Annotated in this window: 27 protein-coding genes; 12 read left to right on the top strand and 15 right to left on the bottom strand. The window is 68.8% G+C overall.

The features are described from left to right. Nucleotides 1-37 precede the first annotated feature (37 nt). Both ACFQ9R_RS03525 and ACFQ9R_RS03520 read right to left on the bottom strand, forming a co-directional pair. Nucleotides 38-1396 (bottom strand): class I SAM-dependent RNA methyltransferase, encoded by a 1359-nt coding sequence (locus ACFQ9R_RS03525; protein WP_378988652.1) that lies wholly within the window; start codon nucleotides 1394-1396, stop codon nucleotides 38-40. 36 nt (nucleotides 1397-1432) lie between these two features. Beyond that, entirely contained in the window at nucleotides 1433-3430 is a 1998-nt protein-coding gene (locus ACFQ9R_RS03520; RefSeq protein ID WP_378988650.1) for an APC family permease, read from the bottom strand. Nucleotides 3431-3601: 171 nt separating this feature from the next. Between ACFQ9R_RS03520 and ACFQ9R_RS03515 the strand changes: the two genes are divergently transcribed. Both ACFQ9R_RS03515 and ACFQ9R_RS03510 read left to right on the top strand, forming a co-directional pair. After that, nucleotides 3602-4267, top strand: coding sequence for a TrkA family potassium uptake protein (locus ACFQ9R_RS03515; protein ID WP_056811222.1), 666 nt, complete (start codon nucleotides 3602-3604; stop codon nucleotides 4265-4267). 4 nt (nucleotides 4268-4271) lie between these two features. After that, nucleotides 4272-4943, top strand: a complete 672-nt coding sequence (locus ACFQ9R_RS03510; RefSeq protein ID WP_067458738.1) for a TrkA family potassium uptake protein — start codon at nucleotides 4272-4274, stop codon at nucleotides 4941-4943. A gap of 4 nt (nucleotides 4944-4947) precedes the next feature. On the opposite strand, the gene ACFQ9R_RS03505 is transcribed toward ACFQ9R_RS03510, so the two are convergent. The 3 genes from ACFQ9R_RS03505 to ACFQ9R_RS03495 form a co-directional block, all read right to left on the bottom strand. Then, a complete protein-coding gene (locus ACFQ9R_RS03505; protein WP_378988648.1) occupies nucleotides 4948-5619 on the bottom strand; it encodes a sigma-70 family RNA polymerase sigma factor in 672 nt (223 codons plus the stop codon). Nucleotides 5620-5718: 99 nt separating this feature from the next. Further along, nucleotides 5719-6465 (bottom strand): DUF3159 domain-containing protein, encoded by a 747-nt coding sequence (locus ACFQ9R_RS03500; protein WP_378988646.1) that lies wholly within the window; start codon nucleotides 6463-6465, stop codon nucleotides 5719-5721. 3 nt (nucleotides 6466-6468) lie between these two features. Further along, nucleotides 6469-6876 (bottom strand): OB-fold nucleic acid binding domain-containing protein, encoded by a 408-nt coding sequence (locus tag ACFQ9R_RS03495; RefSeq protein WP_067458744.1) that lies wholly within the window; start codon nucleotides 6874-6876, stop codon nucleotides 6469-6471. A gap of 74 nt (nucleotides 6877-6950) precedes the next feature. On the opposite strand from ACFQ9R_RS03495, the gene ACFQ9R_RS03490 reads away from it, so the two are divergent. Then, on the top strand, nucleotides 6951-7694 hold the full coding sequence (locus tag ACFQ9R_RS03490; RefSeq protein WP_378988644.1) for an alpha/beta fold hydrolase: 744 nt from the start codon (nucleotides 6951-6953) through the stop codon (nucleotides 7692-7694). 131 nt (nucleotides 7695-7825) lie between these two features. On the opposite strand, the gene ACFQ9R_RS03485 is transcribed toward ACFQ9R_RS03490, so the two are convergent. Both ACFQ9R_RS03485 and dut read right to left on the bottom strand, forming a co-directional pair. Next, nucleotides 7826-8734, bottom strand: coding sequence for a DUF3710 domain-containing protein (locus ACFQ9R_RS03485; RefSeq protein WP_378988642.1), 909 nt, complete (start codon nucleotides 8732-8734; stop codon nucleotides 7826-7828). Beyond that, on the bottom strand, nucleotides 8734-9204 hold the full coding sequence (gene dut, locus ACFQ9R_RS03480; protein WP_358063315.1) for a dUTP diphosphatase: 471 nt from the start codon (nucleotides 9202-9204) through the stop codon (nucleotides 8734-8736). The genes ACFQ9R_RS03485 and dut overlap by 1 nt, the downstream gene beginning before the upstream one ends. Before the next feature lie 72 nt (nucleotides 9205-9276). Here dut and ACFQ9R_RS03475 point away from each other — a divergent pair, with 72 nt between their 5' ends. Next, nucleotides 9277-9813, top strand: a complete 537-nt coding sequence (locus tag ACFQ9R_RS03475; protein WP_378988640.1) for a DUF3093 domain-containing protein — start codon at nucleotides 9277-9279, stop codon at nucleotides 9811-9813. A gap of 83 nt (nucleotides 9814-9896) precedes the next feature. Here the strand turns inward: ACFQ9R_RS03475 and ACFQ9R_RS03470 are convergent, their stop codons facing one another. After that, the gene (locus ACFQ9R_RS03470; protein WP_056811237.1) at nucleotides 9897-10199 is read right to left on the bottom strand and encodes a DUF4193 domain-containing protein; all 303 of its coding nucleotides are present in this window, start codon (nucleotides 10197-10199) and stop codon (nucleotides 9897-9899) included. Between the two features lie 375 nt (nucleotides 10200-10574). Between ACFQ9R_RS03470 and cei the strand changes: the two genes are divergently transcribed. Then, entirely contained in the window at nucleotides 10575-11258 is a 684-nt protein-coding gene (cei, locus tag ACFQ9R_RS03465; RefSeq protein WP_378626688.1) for an envelope integrity protein Cei, read from the top strand. 5 nt (nucleotides 11259-11263) lie between these two features. Here cei and ACFQ9R_RS03460 read toward each other — a convergent pair whose 3' ends face one another. Next, complete coding sequence (locus ACFQ9R_RS03460) at nucleotides 11264-12163, bottom strand: inositol monophosphatase family protein (protein ID WP_378988638.1); 900 nt, start codon at nucleotides 12161-12163, stop codon at nucleotides 11264-11266. A gap of 108 nt (nucleotides 12164-12271) precedes the next feature. Here ACFQ9R_RS03460 and ppgK point away from each other — a divergent pair, with 108 nt between their 5' ends. From ppgK to ACFQ9R_RS03445, 3 genes are all read left to right on the top strand, one after another. Then, on the top strand, nucleotides 12272-13030 hold the full coding sequence (ppgK, locus tag ACFQ9R_RS03455) for a polyphosphate--glucose phosphotransferase (protein WP_378988636.1): 759 nt from the start codon (nucleotides 12272-12274) through the stop codon (nucleotides 13028-13030). A gap of 245 nt (nucleotides 13031-13275) precedes the next feature. Further along, nucleotides 13276-14649, top strand: coding sequence for an RNA polymerase sigma factor (locus ACFQ9R_RS03450; RefSeq protein ID WP_378626684.1), 1374 nt, complete (start codon nucleotides 13276-13278; stop codon nucleotides 14647-14649). A gap of 242 nt (nucleotides 14650-14891) precedes the next feature. Then, a complete protein-coding gene (locus tag ACFQ9R_RS03445) occupies nucleotides 14892-15782 on the top strand; it encodes an MHYT domain-containing protein (RefSeq protein WP_378988634.1) in 891 nt (296 codons plus the stop codon). Here the strand turns inward: ACFQ9R_RS03445 and ACFQ9R_RS03440 are convergent, their stop codons facing one another. The 3 genes from ACFQ9R_RS03440 to ACFQ9R_RS03430 are packed head-to-tail and all read right to left on the bottom strand — an operon-like array spanning nucleotide 15783 to nucleotide 17858. Beyond that, the gene (locus ACFQ9R_RS03440) at nucleotides 15783-16961 is read right to left on the bottom strand and encodes a cation:proton antiporter (RefSeq protein ID WP_378988632.1); all 1179 of its coding nucleotides are present in this window, start codon (nucleotides 16959-16961) and stop codon (nucleotides 15783-15785) included. Between the two features lie 5 nt (nucleotides 16962-16966). After that, the gene (locus ACFQ9R_RS03435; protein ID WP_101466659.1) at nucleotides 16967-17449 is read right to left on the bottom strand and encodes a cation:proton antiporter regulatory subunit; all 483 of its coding nucleotides are present in this window, start codon (nucleotides 17447-17449) and stop codon (nucleotides 16967-16969) included. 37 nt (nucleotides 17450-17486) lie between these two features. Continuing rightward, complete coding sequence (locus ACFQ9R_RS03430; protein WP_378988630.1) at nucleotides 17487-17858, bottom strand: DUF952 domain-containing protein; 372 nt, start codon at nucleotides 17856-17858, stop codon at nucleotides 17487-17489. Nucleotides 17859-18260: 402 nt separating this feature from the next. On the opposite strand from ACFQ9R_RS03430, the gene ACFQ9R_RS03425 reads away from it, so the two are divergent. Continuing rightward, on the top strand, nucleotides 18261-18455 hold the full coding sequence (locus ACFQ9R_RS03425) for a hypothetical protein (protein WP_378988628.1): 195 nt from the start codon (nucleotides 18261-18263) through the stop codon (nucleotides 18453-18455). Nucleotides 18456-18556: 101 nt separating this feature from the next. Here ACFQ9R_RS03425 and ACFQ9R_RS03420 read toward each other — a convergent pair whose 3' ends face one another. Further along, nucleotides 18557-19315, bottom strand: a complete 759-nt coding sequence (locus ACFQ9R_RS03420; RefSeq protein ID WP_378988626.1) for a TetR/AcrR family transcriptional regulator — start codon at nucleotides 19313-19315, stop codon at nucleotides 18557-18559. Between the two features lie 138 nt (nucleotides 19316-19453). On the opposite strand from ACFQ9R_RS03420, the gene ACFQ9R_RS03415 reads away from it, so the two are divergent. Both ACFQ9R_RS03415 and ACFQ9R_RS03410 read left to right on the top strand, forming a co-directional pair. After that, complete coding sequence (locus ACFQ9R_RS03415; protein ID WP_378989122.1) at nucleotides 19454-21184, top strand: DEAD/DEAH box helicase; 1731 nt, start codon at nucleotides 19454-19456, stop codon at nucleotides 21182-21184. Then, complete coding sequence (locus tag ACFQ9R_RS03410) at nucleotides 21184-21732, top strand: hypothetical protein (RefSeq protein ID WP_378988624.1); 549 nt, start codon at nucleotides 21184-21186, stop codon at nucleotides 21730-21732. The genes ACFQ9R_RS03415 and ACFQ9R_RS03410 overlap by 1 nt, the downstream gene beginning before the upstream one ends. Before the next feature lie 118 nt (nucleotides 21733-21850). Here the strand turns inward: ACFQ9R_RS03410 and ACFQ9R_RS03405 are convergent, their stop codons facing one another. After that, the gene (locus tag ACFQ9R_RS03405) at nucleotides 21851-22588 is read right to left on the bottom strand and encodes an SDR family NAD(P)-dependent oxidoreductase (RefSeq protein ID WP_378988622.1); all 738 of its coding nucleotides are present in this window, start codon (nucleotides 22586-22588) and stop codon (nucleotides 21851-21853) included. Between the two features lie 161 nt (nucleotides 22589-22749). On the opposite strand from ACFQ9R_RS03405, the gene ACFQ9R_RS03400 reads away from it, so the two are divergent. After that, nucleotides 22750-23352, top strand: coding sequence for a TetR/AcrR family transcriptional regulator (locus ACFQ9R_RS03400; RefSeq protein ID WP_378988620.1), 603 nt, complete (start codon nucleotides 22750-22752; stop codon nucleotides 23350-23352). Between the two features lie 40 nt (nucleotides 23353-23392). Here ACFQ9R_RS03400 and ACFQ9R_RS03395 read toward each other — a convergent pair whose 3' ends face one another. Further along, on the bottom strand, nucleotides 23393-25102 hold the full coding sequence (locus ACFQ9R_RS03395) for a DEAD/DEAH box helicase (protein WP_378628281.1): 1710 nt from the start codon (nucleotides 25100-25102) through the stop codon (nucleotides 23393-23395). Nucleotides 25103-25129 lie beyond the last annotated feature (27 nt).

The following is a 25129-nucleotide window of genomic DNA, read 5'->3' as shown; positions in this document are numbered from 1 at the left end:
CTTTCTATCGGCGGAATCGTCCGGGATCACCGAACACTCAGCGGTCGAGCAGCGCGACACATTCGACATGGTGCGTCGCCGGGAAGGCGTCGAAGGCCCGCAGCTCCGCCAGGTGATAGCCGGCATCCAGGTACAACCCCAGATCACGAGCGAAAGCCGCCGGGTCGCAACCGATATGAACGATCCGGCGCGGATCGGCATCGGCGACAGCGGCGACGACATCCTTGCCCGCCCCCGCCCGCGGCGGATCGAGCACCACGACATCGGGCCTACCGGAAGCACTTCGAGCCCACGGCTCGACCCGCTCACTACGCAATTCCAGCCAGGGCAGATCCCCCAGCGCCGCCACTCCGTCGACAACCGCCGAACGAGCGGATTCGACACCGGTCACCGCCCCGGTCTGCCCCACCTGCTCGGCCAAGCGGGCAGCGAACACGCCCACACCGGCGTAGAGATCCCACCCCGAACCGCCGGGAGCGAGCCCCGACCACTCGGCGATCAGGTCCGAATAACATTGCGCCGCACCGCGATGCGCCTGCCAGAACCCGGTCGCCGACAACTCCCAGCGACGCCCCGCCACATACTCGACGACGCGACCCGAACCCTCGACCACACACTCCTCACGAGGCGCGTTCATCGCCGACTTCCGCGAAGCCGCCCGGTCCCGGATCGCCCCACGCTCGTCACCCGTCGGCGGCGCCGACTCACGACGACGCCCCGGCCGCTGGCCACGACCGCGGCTCGCGCCACGCGGTGTCTCCGGGCGACCGGCGGGACCGGAAGCAGGAGTCTCGGCCAGTTCCACGATATGACGAACACCGTCACCGTCGAGCGCGACGACCAGATCCGCCCCCGGCGTCCACAACCGGTCCGCGACGCCGTCGAGCGCACCGGCGACAGGCTGCGGGCAGCGCAGATCCGCGATCACCTCGGTGCTGCGGTGACGGTGCACACCGGCGTGCCCCGCGCCGTCCACGACCAACCGCACCCGCGTGCGCCAACCACCGGTGACCTCACCCGAATCACCGGCGATCGGCTCGACCGTCACCTCACGCTCGATCTTGGCCAACCGGCGCAACTGCTCTTCCACCACCGTGGCCTTGAGCGCGCGCTGCGCCGCGGGCGTCGCGAAGGAGAAGTCACAGCACCCCGCACCGCCCGGCCCGGACACCGGACAGGTCGCGGGCACCCGGTCCGGGGACGCCTCGATGATCTCGACCGCGTCGGCCCGGCAGAACGAACCGCCGCGATCCTCGGTCACCCGCGCCCGCACCAGCTCACCGGGCAGCCCGTGTCGCACGAACACGACCCGGCCCTCGTGGCGTCCGACGATGAACCCACCGTGCCCGGGCGCACCGAGGCGCACCTCGAATTCTTGTCCGCTCCAATCACTCACGGCCACACCCACTCTCACCCTCGACCGGCGCGCCGCTCATTCGCGACGTCCTGGTCGTTCGAAACCTCGGCGCACCGAACCCGGTGCGTTCACATCGGCTGCCTGCTTGGCCCTGGTGGAGGAACTGAGCTGCCACGGCACGCTCGTCACCATCACACCGGGCTCGAACAGCAACCTGCCCTTCAACCGCAGCGCGGACTGGTTGTGCAGCACTTGCTCCCACCAGTGGCCGACCACGTATTCGGGAATGAAGACGGTGACCACGTCGCGCGGGGCGTCCTTGCGCACCCGCTTGACGTACTCGAGCACCGGCTTGGTGATCTCGCGATAGGGCGATTCGATCACCTTCAACGGCACGTTGATCTCGCTGTTCTCCCATTCGCGCACCAGCTTGCGGGTGTCGGCGTCGTCGACGTTGACCGTCACCGCTTCCAGCGTGTCCGGGCGGGTGGCGCGCGCGAAGGCCAGCGCGCGGCGCGTGGGCAGATGCAGCTTGGAGACCAGGACCAGCGAGTGGGTGCGGCTGGGCAGCACACCGTCCCAGTCGGATTCGTCGAGTTCGCGCGAGACCGAGTCGTAGTGCTTGTGGATGAGCTTCATCACGACGAAGATCGCCACCATCGTCAGGATCGCGATCCAGGCGCCGGCGAAGAACTTGGTGACCAGCACGATCATCAGCACGGCGCCCGTCGCGGTCAGACCGATCGCGTTGATCACCCGGGAACGCATCATCTGCCTGCGCTGCGCCGGGTCGGTCTCGGTACGCAGCAGGCGCGTCCAGTGCCGCAGCATGCCGGTCTGGCTCAGCACGAACGAGACGAACACACCCACGATGTAGAGCTGGATCAGCTTGGTCACCTCGGCGCCGAAGAACACCACGAACGCGATCGCGGCACCCGAGAGGAACAGGATGCCGTTGGAGAACGCGAGCCGGTCGCCGCGGGTGTGCAGCTGACGGGGCAGGTAGCGGTCCTGGGCCAGGATCGAACCGAGCACGGGGAAACCGTTGAACGCGGTGTTGGCGGCCAGCACCAGGATCAGGGCGGTGACGATGGTGATGAAGAAGAACCCGATCGGGAAGCCGTGGAACACCGCTTCGGCGATCTGCGCGATCAGGGTCTTCTGGTGATAATCGGCGGGCGCGCCGACCAGGTGCGCGGGGTCGTGCGCGTACACGACGCGGATCTTCTGGGCCAGGATGATGATACCCATCAGCAGCACGATCGCGATGGAACCCAGCAGCAGCAAGGTGGTCGCGGCATTGCGCGACTTGGGTTTACGGAACGCGGGCACACCGTTGCTGATGGCCTCGACACCGGTCAGCGCCGCACAACCGGAGGAGAAGGCGCGCGCGATCAGGAACGCGAAGGCCAAGCCGTAGAGGTGCTCGTCTTCGGCGTTGAGTCCGAAACCGGCGGACTCGGCCTGGATGTCGTCGCCGAGCACGTAGGTACGGAACAGGCCCCAGGCCAGCATCGCGAACATGCCGAAGATGAACGCGTAGGTGGGAATCGCGAAGGCGGTCCCCGATTCGCGGATGCCACGCAGGTTGATCGCGGTGAGGATCGCGATCGCCACGACCGCGAACAACACCTTGTGCGTGGCGACGAACGGGATCGCCGACCCGATATTGGACGCGGCCGACGAAATCGACACCGCCACGGTGAGCACATAATCGACCAGTAGCGCGCTGCCGACCGTCAAACCGGCATTGGGCCCGATGTTCTTCGTCGCGACCTCGTAGTCGCCGCCACCGGAAGGGTAGGCGTGCACGTTCTGCCGGTAGCTGGCAACGACCACCGCCATCACCAGGGCTACGGCAAGACCGACCCACGGCGCGTACACGTAGGCCGAGATGCCCGCCGCCGACAGCACCAGGAAGATTTCCTCCGGGGCATAGGCGACCGACGACATCGCGTCGGAGGCGAAGACCGGAAGAGCGATACGCTTGGGCAACAACGTGTGGCCGAGCGAATCGCTACGGAACGGCCTGCCCAGCAGCACACGCTTGGCTGCCGTCGTCAACTTGGACACCGGGCTGAGCATAGAGGAGTTCACCAGCACCTTCGCGCGCACGTTCACCGGCGTCACGGCGATGTCCGGATTGTTTGCCCCGCGTCGGCGCGGGGAAAATGGGCGATGGGAGCATCCGGCGGGTACGGTCCTTGCCGGACGCCACGGGTAGGCAAGGAACGAGGGTGCACGGTGTACGTAGTGATCATGGGGTGCGGGCGTGTCGGCTCGTCACTGGCGCGTGCGCTGACCCGGGTGGGTCACGAGGTCACGGTCATCGACCGGGATCCCACCGCCTTCCGCCGCCTCGGTGAGGGCTTCACCGGGCAGGAGGTGATCGGCGTCGGCTTCGACCGTGAGGTGCTGACCCGCGCGGGGATCGAGCGCGCCGACGCCTTCGCCGCGGTGAGCTCCGGTGACAACTCCAACATCATCTCGGCGCGAGTGGCCAGAGAGATGTTCGGCGTCGAACGTGTCGTCGCTCGCATCTACGACGCCAAGCGCGCCGAGGTGTACGAACGACTCGGCATCCCGACCATCGCCACCGTGCCGTGGACCACCGACCGGTTCCTGCGCACCCTCATCGGTGACAACTCGACCACCACCTGGCGCGATCCCACCGGCGCGGTCGCGGTGACCCAGCTGACCCTGCACGAGGACTGGTCCGGTCGCACGGTGCGCGATCTGGAACGCGACCTGCAGGTGCGGGTGGCGTTCATCCTGCGCTTCGGCCAGGGCCTGCTGCCCGAATCCAAGACGATCGTCCAGGCCGACGACGTCGTCTATGTCGCGGCCACGTCCGGCACAGTCGGCGAGGCGATCGCCCTGGCCGCCAAGGCCCCCCTGAGCGAGGACTGAACACATGAAGGTCGCCATCGCCGGAGCGGGCGCGGTCGGGCGCTCGATCGCCAGGGAACTCCTACGCGGCGGACACCGCGTGATGCTGCTCGAACGCCAGCTCGACCACATCGATCCCGCCGCCATTCCCGACGCCGTCTGGGTGCACGCCGACGCCTGCGAGCTGTCGCTGCTGGAGAACGCCGATCTCGAGACCTACGAGGTGGTGATCGCGGCCACCGGCGACGACAAGGCGAATCTGGTGCACGCCCTGCTCGCCAAGACCGAGTTCGGGGTGCGCCGGGTGGTGGCGCGAGTCAACGATCCGCGCAACGAATGGCTGTTCAACGAGTCGTGGGGCGTCGACGTGGCGGTGTCGACGCCGCGGCTGCTCGCCTCGCTGGTCGAGGAGGCCGTATCGGTGGGTGATCTGGTGCGGCTGATGACGCTGCGGCAAGGGCAGGCCAACCTGGTCGAGATCACCCTGCCCGCCGACACCCAGCTGGCAGGCAAGCCGGTGCGGACCTTGAAGATGCCGCGCGATACCGCGCTGGTGACGATCCTGCGCGGTGGCCGGGTCATCGTGCCGCAACCCGACGATCCGTTCGAGGGTGACGACGAACTGTTGTTCGTCACCTCGGTGGAGGCCGAAGAGGATCTGCGACTCACACTGGCGACGCACGGCGTGCGGCCGTAAGCCCCTACGCCACTTTCAGTTCCGCGCGCAGCTTGTTGAGCGCGCGGTGCTGCATCACCCGGACCACGCCCGGGCTGGTGCCGATGGCCTCGGCGGTCTGGGCCGCGCTCCAGCCGAGCACGATGCGCATGTGCAGCACCTCTCGGTGATTCGGCGCGAGCACCTTCATCAGTTCGAGGGTGGCGGCGCGGCGCTCGTAGGCCAGCACCCACTCCTCCGGACCCGCCGAAGTACTGGCGCTGTCGGGCAGCTCGGCCGTGGGGTAGGCAGTGTGCTTGCCGCGACGGAACGCGTCGGAGACCTTGTTGGCGGCGATGCCGTAGACGAAGGCCAGGAACGACTTGCCTTGATCGCGGTAGCGCGGGATGGCGGTGACAGTGGCGATCAGGACTTCCTGGGTGACATCGTCGGCGGTGACGGTGAGATGCCCGGTGGTGCCCATCCGGGCCGAGCAGTACCGGCGGACCACCGGGTGCACCAGGCTCAGGATCTCGGCGACGGCGTCGCGATCACCGGCGGCGGCCGGGCCGATCAGCGCGTCGAGTTCGGCGCCGAGGCGCTTGCTCTCCGACAGCACGGGCGCCGGGGTCTTGGCGGCGTCGCGGCGTGCTGCGGTGGCCGGTCGCTCATTTCGGTGCTCGGTTGCCATCATGGTCGCCGGTCCTCTCACGATCATCGCGTTTTTCCTACGCATTGATCGTGCGACGAACAGCCGGTCGCGACCAGATACCCCAGGGTGGGTACTTCCCCACCTCCGGCGGCGCGCTGACCACCCTTACGCGGGCACGGATTCCGTTCCGGCGCCGGGCTTGTCGGCTTTCTCGGCGGGCAGGTGCCCGGCGCGGCGCACCGCCCACACGGTGACCACCAGGGCGACCGCGGTGAGCGGCCAGCCCATGCCGATCCGCGCCACGGCCAGCCAGGTGGTGTGGTCGGTGTCGTAGAGCTGCGACTGCACCAGGTAGCGGGCGCCGAACACGACCACCCAGACCGCGGTGGCCAGGTCGTAGAGCTTGCGGATGCGCTTGTCGGTCCGCCAGCGGTGACCGTGCCCGTTGAGCGCGCCCCAGATCACCCCGACCAGCGGCCTGCGCAGCAGGATCGACACCGCGAACACGCCCGCGTACACCAGGCTGGTGTAGATGCCGAACAGGAAGAAGCCCTTGGCCTCCCCCACTCGCTGGGCGATGAGCGCGCACAGGCCGACGCCGAGGAAGCCGGAGACGGCAGGCTGGATGGGGCTGCGCTGCACCAGTCGCCAGATCAGGATGGCGGCGGCGACGCCGAGAGCGGCCCAGATGGCCACGGTGAGGCCCGCGAAGGTGTTCACCGGGACGAAAACCAGAACGGGGAGGGTGGAATAGATCAGGCCGCTGAAACCGCCGAGCTGCTCGAGCAAGGTTTGTTCGGCCTTGTCGACCTCGGTGTCGATCTCCGGGTCCACCTGTTCATCGGTGACCACGGGCAACGCCACGGTGGCTTCGGGGTCCGCGGCAGTGCGGTACTCGTCGCTGGAGGGCATACGTCAGCTGTTCCCGCGCAATTCGTAGTAGGGGTTGAAGATCACTTTGCGGCCGTCGCGGTCGCCGACGCGACCACGGACCAGAATGCGCCTGCCCGGTTCGATACCGGGAATGCGCCTGCGCCCGATCCACACCAGGGTGATGGCGTCGGTGCCGTCGAAGAACTCGGCCTGCACGGTGGCACCGGCCGCCTTGGGACACGCCTCGACACTGCGGAGTCTGCCCAGAATCGTCGCCTCTTCGCCACGACAGCAATCCTTGGCCCGCCGGGCACCGGACGCATCGGCCGTCTCAGCCAATTCCTCGGCGTCGAGCTGGTCGATATCGGCGGTGAGACGACGACCGAGTCGGCGAAAATATCCCGAGTCCGGACCCGATCCCGACTTGTGTCCGCCCGTGGATGACGACATGTCACGCTTCTCCCGCTAGTTGGCCGTACACCGCCACTGTAGATGGGCAAACGCCCGGCCGCTACGCTCGGTCGGTGTTGCGCACCCCACCCCAGGTCACCGTGGTCGCCCTGCCGGGGACCGGCTCCGACGCCGATTTCGCGGCCCGCGCGTTCGGGCCTGCCGCCCTCGCGTACGGACTCGCCTTCCACGCCGTCGAACCGGACCCGCAGGCCGTGATCGGGAGCTGTACCGCGGCTTTGGACGCTGCCGCGGCGCGCGGTCCGGTCCTGGCCGCGGGCATCTCCCTCGGCGCCGCGATCGCACTCGACTGGGCAGCCGAGCACCGTACCGCGGTAGTCGGTGTCATCACAGCATTACCCGCCTGGACGGGTGCCGAAACCGCCGCGTGCCCAGCCGCATTGAGCGCCGCGGTTACCGCCGAGCAACTGCGAGCCGACGGCCTGGAGGCGGTGCTGGAGCGGATGCGCGCCTCGAGTCCAGCCTGGCTGGCCGACGCACTGACCCAGTCCTGGCGCGGGCAGTGGCCGCATCTGCCCGCCGCGCTGGACGAGGCCGCCGCGTACGCGTGGCCGTCGCTGGACGACTTGGCGGGCAACGACGTGCCGGTCGCCGTCGTCGGCGCCGGCGACGACCCGGTCCACCCGATCGCCGTCGCTGAGGAATGGGCGGCAACATTGCCGTCAGCCCGACTGCACCGGGTGACACTCGCCGAGCTGGGCGCCGACCCGGCGATCCTCGGGCACACCGGGTTCGCAGAGTTGAGCGCGCTGCTACCAGCGACACTCACGCAACGAACAGCCTTGCAGGACAACTGATTTCGCGAATACACGGGTAACTCGTTCGGATACCCCCGACACCACACCCGCCCCGAACCGCAGGCTCGGGTCACCCGCCGAACCGCCTCCCCACGACCGGCGAAAGTCGCGGAGAGGCGGCGGAGCCACGCCTAGTTCAGGCCGAGTTGCTGCATGGCCGAACCGTCCGCGCCTCGACGCGGCTCGTCCGGCAGTTTCGGCGGGAGGGCCGAGGGCGGCGGAGCGGCCGCGGCGGCCGCCTGGGCCTCGAGCGCGTCCTGCTGGGCCTGGACCTGCTGCTGATGGGCGGCGGCCAGCTGTTCGGCCAGTTCCTGAGGCAGGACCACCGGGAGCGGGTCGCGCACGGGCAGGGGGTCGGTGCCGCGGCGGACCACGGCGTCGGCCAGGACCGCGCGGGCAGCGGTGATCAGCGGGCTGCGGTCGTCGACGGCGCCCTTGGGGCCGGCGGCGACCAGCCGGATCATCCAGCGAGGACCGTCGACACCGATGAAACGCAGATCGGCGCCCTCGGTGATCGCCTTGACCTCGCGGCCCCACGGGCCCTTCTCGACAGCCACGCTCGCGCCGTCACCGCGCAGCGACTCCGCCAGATCCGCGGCGACCGTGCGCCACTGACCCGCCGACTTGGGCGCGGCGTAGGCGGCGACCGTGAGCCTGCCGTGCTCGGTGGCCAGGTGCACCGCCTGCGGGGTGCCGTCGGGACTCATCTCCACCTGCAACTGCCCGCCCTGGGGCACCGGGATGAGCACCGAGCCGAGATCGAGGCGACGCGAGATGGCCTCGTCGGAGACCTCGCTGATGTCGTAGGGGCCCGCGGCGGCATCGGGGGCATGGTCGAAATTGCCGTAGATGCGCTCATCGGTCGGAGCGTCGTCGAAGTCCAGGCGCGCGAAGTCGGGGCGCTGGAACTCGTCGGTGTCGTACTCGTCGGAGTCCGCGTCCAAGTCGTAGTCCGCCTCGTCGTACTCGACGTCGTCGTAGTCGACATAGTCGTCGGCGGCGTCGTCACGCGCGCGCTTCTTCTTTCCGAACAGACCCATCACGCCTCCTTGTCGGCCAGGCTGGCATGCCCGCCGCTCGACCCGTACCCGCCGGTGCCACGGGCGGTGTCGTCGAGATCGTCGACCTCGGCGAAGTCGACCAACTCGACCCGCTGCACCAGCAACTGCGCGATGCGGTCGCCGCGACGCAGCTCGATGGCGGTGCGTGGGTCGTGGTTGATCAGGCACACCTTGATCTCACCGCGGTAACCCGCGTCGACCGTGCCGGGCGTGTTGACCACCGACAGACCGGCCTTCGCCGCCAAGCCGGACCGGGGGTGGATCAAGCCGACCGTGCCCATCGGCAACGCGATCGCGATCCCGGTACCGACCAGCACCCGCTCGCCCGGTTCGATGATCACATCCTCGGTGGTACAGAGGTCGACGCCCGCGTCACCCGGATGGGCACGCGTCGGCACAGGGATGCCGGGATCGAGCCGCCGCAGCGGAATCGGTGCAAGTGCGTTCACATCGGTCGAGACTACGCGGTCGAGGCCGGACCTTCTCGTCGCAGCCCTGGTGCGGTGACCTAGTGTTGAGGGGTGCCCGACCAGCCCCATTCCCCGACGACCGCGACCACAGACACCGACCACGGCGCGCCGAGCGCGCAGGGTCCGTCGCCCTACTCCGAGCGCCTGTGGGTGCCGCTGTGGTGGTGGCCGGTCGGCTTCGCGATCGCGGGCCTGCTCGCGGCCGAGATCCATATGGGCGCGCCGGGTCTGCGGGCCTGGCTGCCGTACGTGTTGCTGGCGCCGGTCCCGGTCTGGATTCTGTTGTGGATGAGCAGGCATCGCCTGGATGTCACCGTGGCCGACGATGGTACGGCGGAACTGCGCGTCGACCGCGCCCACCTACCGGTGAGCTTCGTCGCGCGCGCCGCGGCCGTCGCGCCGACGGCCAAGAGTGCGGCGCTGGGCCGACAACTCGACCCCGCCGCCTATGTGCAGCACCGGGCCTGGATCGGCCCGATGGCATTGCTGGTGCTGGACGACCCGGACGACCCCACGCCGTACTGGTTGGTCAGTACGCGTAGGCCGGACCGGGTCTTGGCCGCGCTCGGACTCCCGAGCGCGGGCTGACCCTTCCTCGCTGATCCCTACGGATCAGTCTGCGTCGCCCATGCCGGTCGATCGACCGCACGGTGCCACGCACTCGCCTGCCGCTAGAGCGCGCAATCCATGCAGATGAGCTGTCCACCCTTCTCGGTGGCCAGTCGGCTGCGGTGATGCACGAGGAAACAGCTCGAGCAGGTGAACTCGTCCGCCTGCTTCGGGACCACCCGAACGCTGAGTACCTCGTCGGACAAGTCCGCGCCGGGAAGCTCGAACGATTCCGCTGTATCGGATTCGTCGATGTCCACGACGGCGGACTGCGCCTCGTTGCGGCGGGCCTTCAGCTCCTCGAGCGAATCCTCCGACACCTCGTCGGATTCGGTGCGCCGCGGTGCGTCATAGTCGGTTGCCATGTCGTCTTCCCCTCAGTCCTTACTCCGTATATCCCGGATCAGTCGATTGCCGTAACCCCGCAGGGTTCCGGCGTTCGTACCGCCCCGCCGGTGGTGCACCTCACACGTGCACCGGTCGTCTATCAGGTTCGATCGACCAGCGATCTACTCCGACAGCGTTCGGTAAACGCAGGACATGCCCTTGTTGTTCCCGCGACCGACCACCGTTTCACCGGTAAATATTCGATCTGGGCGGCCAGACAATAGCGGACCGATGGACGAAAGTCGCAATCAAACCCGCGCCGAGCCGAAACCGACGACGAATCGTCACCTGCCGGGAAACTCGCCGAGACCTCCCCGACTCGCGCACCGCCGCGGGACTCGTAGAGTGAGCGCGTGGTTTCACTGATCACCGAAGGCAGCGCGACAGATCGCGACGGCAAACCCTTTCCGCGGCGGCGGCCCGAGCTCTGGCTCGCGCTCGTCCTCGTGCTGGCTCTGGTGAGCCTGTTCGTCTGGATCACGGCGTTCCGAACCCGTGACGACAGCAACGAACCGATGGCGTGCAACGCGCCGAGCACGCCGACGGCCACCAACGCGCCGCAGCCCGCGGCACTGGGTACCCGGGTGGGTCCGACGCGACTCGCCGAGGTCGACCCGGCGGCCCTGTCGGAGTCGCGGGTGCGGGTGTTCAACGCCAACGGCAAGAGCGGCCAGGCGGGCAACATCGGCGCGGCACTGGCCGACCTCGGCTTCGCCGGCGCGCCGGGGACACAGGTCGGTAACGATCCGGTCTATGTCAGCGGCGACCTCACCTGCACCGGTCAGATCCGGTTCGGTGTGAACGGTCGGCCCGCGGCCGCGTCGGTGCAGTTGATCGCGCCCTGCGCCGAGCTGATCGAGGATCCGCGCACCGACGACACCGTCGATCTGGTCCTCGGGCAGGCGTTCGGTGAATCATTGCGACCCGGCGCCGACGCCGAGGCAGTGCTCCGGTCGCTCAAGAACCTGGCCCCCGGCGCGAGCTCGTCCTCGATCGACCCGGACCTCCTCGACGCCGCACGCGAAGTCAAGTGCTGAGCGCTCTAGTCCGGTAGCGCCGTCGGCGCGCCGACCCGGTCGAGCAGGTCGGTGAGGTCCCCGGCGATGCCGGGGGCCGCGACGACGGTCAGTTCGCCCGCGGCCCCGCCGACGGTGACCGGGGGGACGTGCACGACCGCACCCGCTTCGGCGGCGATGAGGGCACCCGCCGCCCAGTCCCAGGCGTTGAGGCCGTGCTCGTAGTACGCCTCGAGCCTGCCCGAGGCGACATGGCACAGGTCCATGGCGGCGGCGCCGAGGCGGCGGATGTCGCGGATCCGCGGCAGGATCTCGGTGAGCAGCTGCGCCTGGCGGGCCCGGCGCGCGCTGCCATAGGCGAAGCCGGTGGCTACCAGGGCCACCGAGAGCGAATCCTCGCTACTGCAGCGCAGTGTCACCCGGGTGCCGTCCGGTCGCACAGCGTGCGATCCAGCGCCCAGTGCGGCGCTGTAGGTGGTGGCGGCGGCGACGTCCACCACGGCGCCCGCCACGGGCTTGCCGTCGACCACCGCGCCCACCGAGACGGCGTAGCCGGGGAGTCCGTAGAGGAAGTTCACGGTGCCGTCGATCGGGTCGACGACCCAGGTGACAGCACCCGCCGCGGTCGCGCCGACATCTCCGCCGCCTTCCTCCCCCAGAATCGCGTCGCCGGGCCTGCGCTCGGCGAGCAGCTTGCGGATCAGCTGTTCGGATTCGGTGTCGACGATGGTGACCGGATCGGTGACGTGCCCCTTGGTGGCCACGGCGCCTGCCACGGGTCCGTCGTCGGCGAATACCTCGGGCCTGCGGGCACGCACGTGCGCGGCGGCCGTCTCGGCGAGCTCGACGGCCAGGCGCCGCAACTGCTCGTAATCGGCGGATGTGGTGGGGGCGGTTACGGTCTCGGGCTCGGTGTATTCGGGCACCCACCCATCGCATCACATGTCGTGGCTCGTCGCGCGAGGGGTGACTACCGCTACTCTTCTCCCTGGTGTCTGCCAGGCACCTCGACCACGTCAGCAAGGGGTTGAACCATGTCCACTCGGGGGCACGCATTCGGTATCGATATCGGCGGCAGCGGGGTGAAGGGCGCCGAGGTCGATCTGGCCACCGGCCTGCTCACCCATGAGCGCATCAAGATCCCGACACCGCGGCCGTCGACGCCCGACGCCGTCGCAGGGGCGGTCGCCGAACTCGTCGCGCAGGCGGGGTGGGAGGGACCGGTGGGCATCACCATGCCGTGCGTGGTGCTCGACGGCCACGCCAGAACCGCGGCCAACATCGACCAGGCCTGGATCGGCACCGACGCCCGCGCGTTGTTCGCGAAGGCGCTGGGCGGGCGCGAGGTCACCGTGCTCAACGACGCCGACGCGGCGGGACTGGCCGAGGACCGCTACGGCACCGCGCGCGACCTCCACGGGCTGACGCTGCTGCTCACCTTCGGCACCGGCATCGGCTCCGCACTGCTCTACGACGGCGTGCTGGTGCCCAACTCCGAGCTCGGCCATCTCAAGATCGAGGGCGTCGACGCCGAGGATCTGGCCGCGGCCTCGGTCAAGGACAACGAGGACCTGACCTACCCGGAGTGGGCGCAGCGGGTGAGTCGCGTGTTGGGTCACATCGAGGATCTGTTCTGGCCGAAGGTGATCGTGGCGGGCGGCGGCATCAGCCGTGATCACGAACAGTGGATTCCGTTGCTCACCAACCGAACTCCCGTGATTCCGGCCGTATTGAAGAACACCGCGGGTATCGTCGGCGCGGCGATGGCCATCGATGCGGGCCTCGCGCCGTAGCCCGGCGCGGCCTGCGACGCAACGCCTGGGTGGCATCGTGCCATGAGTACCCTGGTTGGATCGTTACAATGGAACACGTCCGGCGGTGAGCCGGTGAAACCTTCCGGCCGCGGCCGGTCGCGAGAAGGTCGGTGAACGAGCGCCGACTTCCCCGGCCGACGCATCGCCGGTGCAACCCGACCGACCGCTCCGCCGGAAAACCACTCTGGCGTGACGCCGCACGAGACCGTCACGAAAGGGCGTACGTGGTAGCCACGAATACCCGTCAGACCGCCGACTCGGCCTCCGACGCCGATGCCGACGACGCCGTAACCCCGGCCAAGAAGGCGCCGGCCAAAAAGGCCGCTGCCAAAAAGGCGCCGGCGAAGAAGGCCGTAGCCAAGAAGGCGCCGGCGAAGAAGGCTGCCGCCAAGAAGGCTCCGGCCAAGAAAACCGCCGCGAAGAAGGCGACCTCGGGCGAGGGCGGTGAGGAGCAGCTCGACGACGAGTCGGTCGAGGTCGACGATCTCGGTGATCTCGAAGTCGCCGAAGACGAACTCGTCGGCGAGGAAGTCGTCGTCGAAGACGTCACCGAGGAAGCCGCCGAGGTCGCCGATACCGCGGAGCCGTCCGAGAAGGACAAGGCTTCCGGCGATTTCGTCTGGGACGAGGAGGAGTCCGAAGCGCTGCGTCAAGCACGCAAGGACGCCGAACTCACCGCCTCCGCCGACTCGGTGCGCGCCTACCTCAAGCAGATCGGCAAGGTCGCGCTGCTCAACGCGGAGGAGGAGGTCGAACTCGCCAAGCGAATCGAGGCCGGCCTGTTCGCCGCGGAGAAGATGCGCGAGTTCGCCGAGGCGGGCGAGAAGCTCTCGGTCACCACGCGCCGCGATTTCAACTGGATCGTGCGCGACGGCAACCGGGCCAAGAACCACCTGCTCGAGGCCAACCTGCGACTGGTCGTCTCGCTGGCCAAGCGCTACACCGGCCGCGGCATGGCGTTCCTCGATCTCATCCAGGAAGGCAACCTGGGTCTGATCCGCGCGGTCGAGAAGTTCGACTACACCAAGGGTTACAAGTTCTCGACGTACGCGACGTGGTGGATCCGCCAGGCCATCACCCGCGCCATGGCCGACCAGGCCCGCACCATCCGTATCCCGGTGCACATGGTCGAGGTCATCAACAAGCTCGGCCGCATCCAGCGCGAGCTGCTCCAGGACCTGGGCCGTGAGCCCACGCCGGAGGAGCTCGCCAAGGAAATGGACATCACGCCGGAGAAGGTCCTCGAGATCCAGCAGTACGCGCGTGAGCCGATCTCGCTCGACCAGACCATCGGCGACGAGGGCGACAGCCAGCTCGGTGACTTCATCGAGGACTCCGAGGCGGTCGTCGCGGTCGACGCGGTGAGCTTCACCCTGCTGCAGGATCAGCTGCAGTCGGTGCTGGAGACGTTGTCCGAGCGCGAGGCGGGCGTGGTGCGGTTGCGCTTCGGCCTCACCGACGGTCAGCCGCGCACCCTCGACGAGATCGGTCAGGTCTACGGCGTCACGCGTGAGCGCATCCGTCAGATCGAATCGAAGACGATGAGCAAGCTGCGCCACCCGAGCCGTTCGCAGGTTCTGCGCGACTACCTCGACTAGGTTCCACACAAGAGGCCCGCACCACCGAATCGGTGGCGCGGGCCTCTTTTTTGTTTCCTCCGCTACATTCCTAGCGGTCTGTTTTATCCAGTAAATCGGTGAGTAATCTTTTCGTGATCAAACCCACACTGCTGGATTGCACTGTGGAGGACCCGGATTGGCGATCTTCGACGTATTGTCACACCCAGCTTTTCGTTCTACCGCCTCAAGTCTGCGGTATCGGCATTGAGGGTTTTTCGCGCGTGCTCGACATTTACCACTTCAGCTACGGCTGGATCACCCCCGTACTCGCCTACTTCATGTCCGTCACGGGCTGCCTGCTCGGACTGCAGTGCGCGGCCCGCGGTCGCAATGCCACCGAGGGACGGGTCGGCTGGCTCATCGGCGCCGCGATCGCGATCGGCGGGACCGGGATCTGGGTCATGCATTTCATCGCGATGCTCGGCTTCACCATCCGCGGCACCGAGATCCGCTACGACATCCCGTTGACGCTGTTCAGCGCGATCACCGCGATGGTGGTGGTCGGAATCGGGCTGTTCATGGTCAACAAGCCACAGCCGACCCTGCGCTCACTGCTCACTGGTGGCGTCATCACCGGCCTCGGTGTCGGGACCATGCACTACACCGGCATGTACGCGATGAGATCCAGCGCGACCGTGCGATACGACCCGGCGATCGTGGCCCTGTCGATGGTGATCGCGGTGGTGGCATCGGTCGTGGCGCTGTGGTTCACGTTGCGCGTCAAGGGATTTCTCGCCACCGTGGGTGCGGCACTGATCATGGGTGTGGCCGTGTGCGGCATGCACTACACCGGGATGGCCTCGATGCACGCGCACACCGGACATCAAACCGCGCCCGCGACCGGCGCCGAGGCGATGCAATTGCTGGCGCCGCTGATCGGGGTGAGCAGCATCGTCACCATGCTCGTGCTGATCAGTGTGAGCCTCACCGAGATCGAGAACGAGGAAGCACTGCCACGCATGTGGCTCACCTCGCGGCACCGGCCCCAGCCGCGGCCGGCCGCGCCCGCGCGCCCGGCCGCGCAGTACGCGCCGCCGGTCCAGCACGAGTACCGCACCGAGGAATTGAGTTACGACGGTGCGGGCGCCTGGCCACGCCGGGTCGTCGACTGATCAGGTCGTCGCGACACCCGAACGGCGCCTGACGAACTCGGCCACCGGCTCGACGACCCGGGCCGCGATCGGGCCGAGGATCGCCATCAGCAGCACATAGGCGGAGGCGAGCGCGGCCAGCTTCGCGTCGGCCTTGCCGTAGGCGACCGCCAATCCGGCGATGACGATGGAGAATTCGCCGCGCGCCACCAGCGCGGCGCCCGCCCTCGCCCGACCCATCTGCCGGATTCCCTGCCTGCTCGCCGCCCACCAACCGACCGCGATCTTGGTGCCGGTGGTCACCACCGCCAGCGCGACCGCCCAGGCGAACACCGGCGGGATCGCGGTCGGGTCGATCGACAGACCGAACGCGACGAAGAAGATCGCGGCGAACAGATCACGCAGTGGCTCGAGCAGTTTCGCGGCCTCGTGCGCGGTGGACCCCGAGATGGCGATGCCGAGCAGGAACGCGCCGACCGCGGCCGAGACATTGAGCGCCGAGGCCGCCCCGGCCACGAGCAGCGCGGCGCCGAGCAGCTGGAGCAGGAACACCTCGCGATCGGCGCTGTCGAGTACGGCCGAGACCACCCGCCCGAACCGCAGCGCCACCACGAGCACCACCGTGATGGTCGCCAGCGCGACCGCGAGGGAGATCAATCCGCTCAGCAGGCTCAACCCGGCCAGCATCATGGTCAGGATCGGCAGGTACACCGCCATCGCGAGGTCTTCGAGCACCAGGATCGACAGCACCACGGGCGTCTCGCGGTTACCGAGACGGCCCAGATCGTCGAGCACCTTGGCCACGATCCCCGACGACGAGATGTAGGTGACCCCGCCGAGCACGACGGCGCCGAGCACACCCCAGCCCATGATGAGCGCGACCGCGACCCCGGGCAGCGCGTTGGCCACCAGATCGAGCACTCCGGCGGCCCAGGAGCGCCGCAGACCGGTCATCAGCTCGGGGGCGGTGTACTCGAGCCCGAGCAGCAGAAGCAGCAGCACGACGCCGATCTCGCTCGCCATGTGCCCGAACTCGGTGGCGGCGTCGAGCTCGATGAAACCGCCGCGGCCGAACGCCAGTCCGCCCAGCAGGTACAGCGGAATCGGGGACATCCCGAAGCGGCCCGCCACTCGCCCGCAGATCCCCAGCGCGAACAAGATCACGCCGAGCTCGAGCAGAGCCAAGGCCTGCGAGGTCACGGCGGTCAGCCGTGCACGAGAATCTTCGCGGCCGCTTCCAGGCCGTCCGGGGTGCCGACGACCACGAGCAGATCACCCTCGGTGAAGGTGAAGTCCGGGCCGGGTGACGGGTGGAGCTGACCGGCGCGCATCACCGCAACGATCGAGGTCTTGGTGCGGGTGCGCATGCCGGTCTCGCCGAGCGTCCGGCCCGCGTAGGGGGATTCGTCGACGATGGCGAGCTGGCGGGTGGTGATGCCCGGCAGATCGCGATGGTCGTCGTTGAGTTTGGCGACCAGCTGCGGCGCGCCGAGCAGGTTCGCCAGCACCGACGCCTCGTCGGTGGACAGCGGCACCTGGGCGGCGATGGCGTCCGGGTCGTCGGGTTTGGACACGATCAGATCGATGTCACCGTCGCGGTGGGCGACCACCCCGACGCGGCGCCCCGACCTGACTTCGAAATCCTTGCGCACTCCGATGCCCGGTAGCGCTGTGACGTCGACGTTCACACCGTCAACAGTAGACGCGCCCGGCCGCGATTGTGGTCTACGCCACTCCCTCCCGGCGCGGTGTGCTGAACACGCCGTCGGATCCGGGCAGATACGGCTGCGCGGCCAGCACCGCGGCGACCGGCAGCGCCGCGTAGAGGTGCGGGAACAGCATCGACGACGGGTCGCTCGGCACGCCCGGTTCCCACTTCACCGCACCGGTGAACGCCGCCGGATCCAGCCACAGCACGACCATGTCGGCGCGCCCGGCAAAGAGTCGATTGGCGGGCAGGTGGACCTGCTCCGGGGTGGACAGGTGCACGAAGCCCGCGTCGGCCAGCGAAGGCGGTCTGCGCTCGCCCACGCGGCGAGCTTCCTCCCATTCTTGGGAAGAACACAGGTGAACAAGGGTGTGAGTGTCGGATGTCACGGGTAATCTCCGGGTAGACAACAGGTTCGGACGGTCAAGACCCTGTCACAACTCGATCGTGTTCGGCCCGCTTCGGTGCTCGGCTCGTCCGTAACGAGCAACACCGCAGCGAGCGACATATCGGTGAGCGGCAGGTTCGAGTGGGAGGTGGCATCAGCGCTTCGCGGGTGATCGGTGGGTGCTCGAGACCGACGACCGGCGGGTGTTCGCTTTCAGCGAAACCGCAGGTCTGTTATCGAAAACACAAAGATTCACTTCCGGGAACAAAGCCTGAACCCCGAACGTCTGACAGAGTAGTCGTACCACTGCTGGGAAGTAGCGGATGCGAGCCGCGTGGAGTGACCACGAGGCCCACACCTAGGCGAACGGCCACGCAGCGCCGGGAGCCGGGACGGAGGAGTCATGCCAGGAACACTGACCAGCACCCCACTGACCGCACTCGATCGTTGCGATCGCTGCGGGGCGGCTGCCCGAGTGCGTGCCGTGCTTCCCGCGGGTGGCGAGTTGCTCTTCTGCCAGCACCACGCGAATGAACACATGGACCGCTTGCGCGAACTCGAAGCCGTGCTCAACACGGACGAAGCTCCCGCGATCTGACCACTCCTCGCGTCCGAAACAACCACATCTGACAACAGAAAACTCCCGACAGCGGGCGACCCGGACAGGGCGCCCGCTGTCGCTGTATCCGGGTATCCCGGCTATCGGGCGTCGGCGAGAATGCCGTCGACGAGGGTCGCCACGCCGTAGTCGAACGCGCCCTCCGGGTCGGCGGGCGCCTGGTAGTGCTCGCCGACGGCCGTACCGACCCGCCCGGCGAGCGGGAATTCGCCGGCGGGCATCACCTGGGCCAGCAAGGGGCCGTTGACCTCCCACCATCGGGCGTCGCTCAGCTGCGCGGCGGCGCCCGCGGCCGCGATGGCGAGGCGGGCATTGCCGGTCGCGAAGTCGGTGAGGACCGCGATCGCGCGGTCCATGGCCAGATCGCTCAGGCCGATGCCCTCGATCGCGGCCAGCTGATGTTCGTAGCGGCGCATCCGGGCGGGGCCGAGCACCTGGCGCCACGGGGACACCGCGAGGAGCCAGGGGTGCTCGATCAGCTCGGCCCTGATCCGGGTGGCGACGGTGATCATGCGTTCGCGGACCGGCAGGTCGGCCGGGATCGGGGAGTCCGCGGCGGCCACGGCGTCGACCATGAGCACGATCAGGGCGTCCTTGCTGGGGACATAGGTGTAGAGACTCATCGCGCGCAGACCGAGTTGCGTGGCGACCGCGCGGATCGTCAGCTTGTCGATGCCGTCGCGGTCGGCCAGGGTGATACCCGCCGCCACCACATCGTCGACGGTGAGCCCGGGTTTCGGGCCGCGCGCGCCCGGCTTCGACGGCAAGGAGTGCCGCCACAGCAATTCGAGGATCCGGGTGGCCTGAGCGGTCGATTCCCCGTCCTGGTCAGCGGGCACGAGCCATCCTCTCCGGAGATTGTGTCGAGCGTTCGGGAACAAACTCAGTACAGTGTACGTTGTTCGGTTGTTCGTGCTGCCCGATCAGAGGAGAACGTTCTGCCCGCCATTCAGGCCACCTACCTTCCCGACCGTCACCTGTTCGCCCTGTGGACGTGGACCGGGCACGACACCGGCCCCGCGCCGACGGGGGTCGGCGATCCGGAACAACTCACCCTCGCGCTGCCGGTCGGCGAGCGCGGGGCGATCGAAACCGTCGAGGTGGCGACCGCGGTGGTCACCCCCGCCGAACTGGCTGACGTCACCCTCGGCGACCTCGCCCCGTCCGCGCTGGCCTGGCGCGCGTCGATGACCGACGAGCGGTCCTTCGCCTTGCCCGCCGCCGCGCACGCCGTCCCCGACGCGGTCGGCACCGCCATCGTGTCCGCCGAGCGGGCGGCGCGGGTCTTGCGCGAGACGCGGGCCCTCGACGGGGAGCTGGCGGGAGTTCTCGATGCCACGCTGCGGCCGTATCAGGTCCGCGGGGTGGGGTGGTTGCGCGAGACCGTGTCGGCGTTCGGCGGGGCCGTGCTGGCCGACGAGATGGGGCTCGGGAAGACGGTGCAGACCATCGGGTTCCTGCAGGGCCGCTCCGACGGTCCGCAGTTGGTGGTGTGCCCGACCTCGCTGGTGGGCAACTGGGTGCACGAGATCGAACGGTTCGCACCGGGGTTGAAGGCGGTGTCGTGGCGCGGTGGCGCGGTGCCCGCCGGCGCGGGGACGGTTCTCGTGACCGGGTATCCGACCCTGCGGCTGCACGGGGCGGCACTGACCGGTGAGCAGTGGGCCACCGTGGTGTTCGACGAGGCGCAAGCGCTGAAGAATCCGCGCACCCAGGTGTCGCGGGCGGCGCGCGCGCTGACCGCCGACGCGAAGGTCGCGCTGACCGGAACGCCGGTGGAGAACCACCTCGACGAACTGTTCGCACTGCTCAACCTCACCGTGCCGCGACTGTTCGCGCATCGCACGCAGTTCCGGCGCCGGTTCGTGCGGCCGATCGAGGAGGGGTCGGCCACGGCCGCGGCACGGCTCAGGGACGCCGTCGAGCCGGTTGTCCTCGGACGCAAGAAGCTTCAGGTGGCGGCGTCGCTGCCCGCGAAGATCCACAGCGATCTGCTGTGCGATCTCACCGCCGAGCAGGAACGGGTGTACGACGCGGTGCTCGCCGACGCCCTCGATGAGGGCTTCGGTTCCGGCCTGCAACGACAGGGACGGGTACTGGCCGCGCTCACCCACCTCAAGCAAGTGTGCAACCACCCCGGACTGGTTTCCGGCGACCTGGGCGAACTCGCGGGCCGTTCCGGCAAACTCGACCTGTGCACCGACATCGTGGCCACCAACCTCGACACCGGTGACCCCACGCTGATCTTCACCCAGTACCGCAAGACCGGCGACCTGCTGGTGCGGCACCTGGCCGAGCAGTTCGGCGTCGACGCGCCGTTCTTCCACGGTGGGCTGGACGCGACCCAGCGCGGCGACCTCGTCACCCGCTTCCAGGCGCCGGACGGGCCGCCGGTACTGATCCTGAGCCTGCGCGCGGCGGGCACCGGCCTCACCCTCACCCGCGCGGCCGATGTGATCCATTTCGATCGCTGGTGGAATCCGGCGGTGGAGGCGCAGGCCTCGGACCGGGCGCACCGGATCGGGCAGACCCGCACCGTCACCGTCACCACCCTCACCAGCGCCACCACGGTGGAGGAGCACATCGCCGCGATGCACACCCGCAAGTCCGCGCTGACGGACCTGTCCGATGCGGCGGGCATCGCCGAACTGGCCCGCCTCGACGACGACGCCCTCGTCGACATCCTGCGCCGGAAGCGAGAGAACTGATGGCCGACAACGAATTCGGTTACACCCAGTGGGGTCGGGATTGGGTGCGCCTGGCCGAACCGCTGCGCCAGACCCGGCCGGAACCACTGCTGCCCCGCGCCCGCAGCATCGCGCGCAACGACGGCGTGCGCGTCGAGATCGAGGGGCGAACGGTGCGCGCGCACCTGCATCGCGGCGGTCAGGCCTCGATCGCGCACGTCGAGGTGGCGCCGCTGTCGCGGGCGGCGGTGACCGCGATCGGCCAGACGATCACCGACCCGACCGTCCTCACCGACGAGATGCACCGGGCATTGGTCGACGCGGGCCACTCCCCCGCGCCGACCCTGGTGAGCGCCGATTGTTCCTGCTCGGCGCGGACCGCGCGCTGCCTGCACGTGTTCGCGACGCTGTACACGATCGCGCGCGGGGTCGACGAGAATCCTCGCCTCGCACTGGAATTGCAGGGCTACTTCGACGCGACCGCCGAATCCGACGCGCCCACCCAGGAACAACGCTGGACTCCCCTGCACACCCTCGACCCGGCCGACTTCTTCGACATCGTCCGCTAGGCGATCAGCCGACGAGACCTCCTCGAACGCAACGGGTTATCCGTGAGTCCTGCCGATCCCGCTCGACGAAGCCGGCATCCGGAAGATACACAGAGCCCGTTCGGGCTGCGCCCGCCGCTCAGGCGTTGGTGCCGCCGTCGACGGTGAGGATCGCGCCGGTGATCGATCGGCCCGACGGACCCGCGAGGAAGGCGACGAGGTCGGCCACGTCGGCGGCGGCACCGAAACGGCCCAGCGCGTTGAACTCCCGTTGCGTAGGGGCGTGCCCGCTGTCCGCGGGGTTCATGTCGGTGTCGGTCGGTCCGGGCTGGACGAGGTTGACCGTGATGCCGCGCGGACCGAGCTCGCGCGCAAGGGCTTTGGTGAAGCCGTTGAGGGCCGACTTGCTGAGGTTGTAGAGCGACAGTCCACCGAAGAGCGCGCGTTCGGACAGGTTGGAGCCGATGGAGATGATCCGGCCGCCGTCACCGAGGTACGGGAGAGCGGCCTGGCCCGCGACGAAGGCGGCGCGGGCGTGGATGTTCAGCGCGCGGTCGATCTCGTCGAGGGTGAACTCCTCGTAGGGCTTGGCCGGGAAGATGCCCGCGTTGTTCACGAGGACGTCGAGCCCGCCCAGTTCGCGCGCGGTCTGTTCCACGGCGGCGACGACCGCTGCGGCGTCGCCGCTGTCGGCCTTGATCGGCAGCGCCCGCCTGCCCAGCGCCTCGATCTCGGCGGCGACCGCCTTCGCGGCGACCTCGTCGCGCTGATAGGTGAACGCCACATCGGTGCCGGCGGCGGCCAGTGCGCGGGCGATGGCCGCGCCGATCCCGCGGCTCGCGCCGGTCACCAGGGCCACGGTGTTGCTGCTCGTCATCAGGTTTGCTCCAATTTTGTAGTAGTCGATATACAAATAGAGAAGCGTATCCACAGCACCCTCGTCAAGAGTTTCTTACCGATCGACACAGAAACAAGTGGGCGCGGCCGTCCGCCGCCGCGGGCACGGTATATTTACCGATCGGCACAGAAAGGTTTCACATGGCAGAGCGCGGGCGCCCCCGAGGCTTCGATCGTGAGATCGCGCTGCGTCGCGCGATGGAGGTGTTCTGGGAGCTCGGCTACGACGGCGCCTCGATGAGCGACCTCACCGCCGCCATGGGCATCAACTCCCCCAGCCTCTACGCCGCCTTCGGCGACAAGGAGGCCCTGTTCCGCGCCGCCGTCGAGCTCTACCGCCGCACCGAGGGCTCCTACACGGCCACGGCGCTGCGCGAGCAACCCACCGCCTACGCCGCGATCGAGGCGATGCTGCGCGACAACATCACCCACTACACCGACCCCGGTCTACCCAACGGCTGCATGGTGGTCCTCGCCGGCGCGACCTACACCACCCGCAACGCCGCGGTGCGCGAATTCCTGGTCGAAGCCCGTCGCCACACCACGGCCGACATCCGCGCACGTCTCGATCGCGGCGTCACCGACGGCGATCTCGCCGCCGACACCGACACGGCTTCGCTGGCCATGCTGTACAGCACCGTCCTGTACGGGTTGTCGATCCAGGCCAGAGACGGCGTCAGCCCCGGCGAACTCAGCGCCGCCGTCGACAGCGCGTTGCGCACACTCGACGCCGCGACACGCTAGGCGAAGCCCGCGGGCCGGCGCGTCGGCGAGGTTCGGTCTCTCAGAGTCGACGCAGGGCGGCGATACGTTCACCCAATTGATCGACACTCGCCAAGGCCGTAGGCGGACCACCACATTCGCGACGGAGTTCGCCGTGGATCACGCCGTGGGGTTTGCCGGTGCGGTGGTGGTGCATCGCGACGAGGCTGTTGAGTTCGCGGCGCAGCTCGCCCAGTTTGTCCGAGGTGGCGACACGTTCGGCGACGGCCGCGGGCTGGGGGGCGGACTCCTGCGCGGCACTACGGTCGGCCAGCTGACGGGTCTGACGGTCGCGCAGGAGAGCACGCATCTGGTCGGCGTCGAGCAGACCGGGAATGCCGAGGTAGTCGGCTTCCTCGTCGCTGCCCGCGATGGTGGCGGTGCCGAAGGAGGAACCGTCGTAGATCACCTGGTCGAGCTCGGCGTCCGCGGCGAGGGCGACGAAGGACTTCTCGTCCTCTCCGGGCTCGTCCTTGGCCTTGTTCGCGTCCATCAGGAGCTCGTCGTCGAGGCCGTCCTTCTCGCGGTGCGGCTTGCCGATCACGTGATCGCGCTGCAACTCCAGCTGCGCGGCCAGGTCGAGCAACACCGGCACCGACGGCAGGAACACGCTCGCGGTCTCGCCCGGCTTGCGGGCACGCACGAAACGGCCGATGGCCTGCGCGAAGTACAGCGGCGTCGAGGCGCTGGTGGCGTAGACGCCGACGGCGAGGCGTGGCACGTCGACACCCTCGGACACCATGCGCACCGCGACCATCCACGGCTGGGTGCCCTTCCCGAACTCGCCGATGCGCTGCGAGGACTGCGGGTCGTCCGAGAGCACCACCGACGGCCGCTCGCCACAGATGTGCTCGAGCAGTTCGGCGTAGTCGCGGGCCCGCTCCTGATCGGTGGCGATCACCAGACCGCCCGCGTCGGGCATGCCCGACGCGCGCAGCTGACGCAGGCGCACATCCGCCGCGCGCAGCACCGCCGAGATCCAGTCACCTGCCGGATCAAGGGCCGTGCGCCAGGCCCGCGCGGTGTGTTCGGCGCTGAGCGGTTCGCCGAGACGGGCGGTGTGTTCCTCGCCCGCGCTGTCGCGCCAGTGCGCGTCACCGGAGTAGGCCAGGAACACCACCGGACGCACGACGCCGTCGGCGAGCGCGTCGGCATAGCCGTAGGAGTGGTCGGCGCGCGAACGCGGGAACCCACCCTCGTCGGGCTCATAGGTGACGAACGGGATCTTCGAATCGTCACTGCGGAACGGGGTTCCGGTCAGCGCCAGTCGGCGCGTCGCGTCGCCGAACGCCTCCTCGGTCGCCTCGCCCCAGGTCTTGGCGTCGCCCGCGTGGTGGATCTCGTCGAGGATCACCAGCGTGCGACGGTTCTCGGTGCGCACCCGGTGTCGTGTCGGGTGGGCCGCGACCTGGGCATAGGTCACCACGACGCCGTGATAGTCGCCGGAGGTCGCGCCGGTGGAGTTGGAGAACCGCGAGTCCAGCTGGATCCCGGTGCGCGCGGCCGCGGCGGACCACTGGTGCTTGAGGTGCTCGGTCGGCGCGACGACGGTGATCTGATCCACCGTACGATCGGCCAGCAACTCCGCGGCAACACGCAGCGCGAAGGTGGTCTTACCGGCGCCGGGCGTCGCGACCGCGAGGAAGTCACGCGGCTTGGTGGCCAGGTACTTCGTCAACGCGCGCCGCTGCCAGGCGCGCAACGAACCCGACGGGGCACCTCCCGCGGCAATCTCGCCCGGTGTCCCCGCTTGCTTCGC

It is taken from the genome of Nocardia sp. NPDC056541, assembly GCF_042794235.1.
Classification (GTDB): Bacteria; Actinomycetota; Actinomycetes; order Mycobacteriales; family Mycobacteriaceae; genus Nocardia.
The sequence above is the reverse complement of the archived record's forward strand: the minus strand, read 5'-3'. Positions and strand labels throughout refer to the sequence as shown.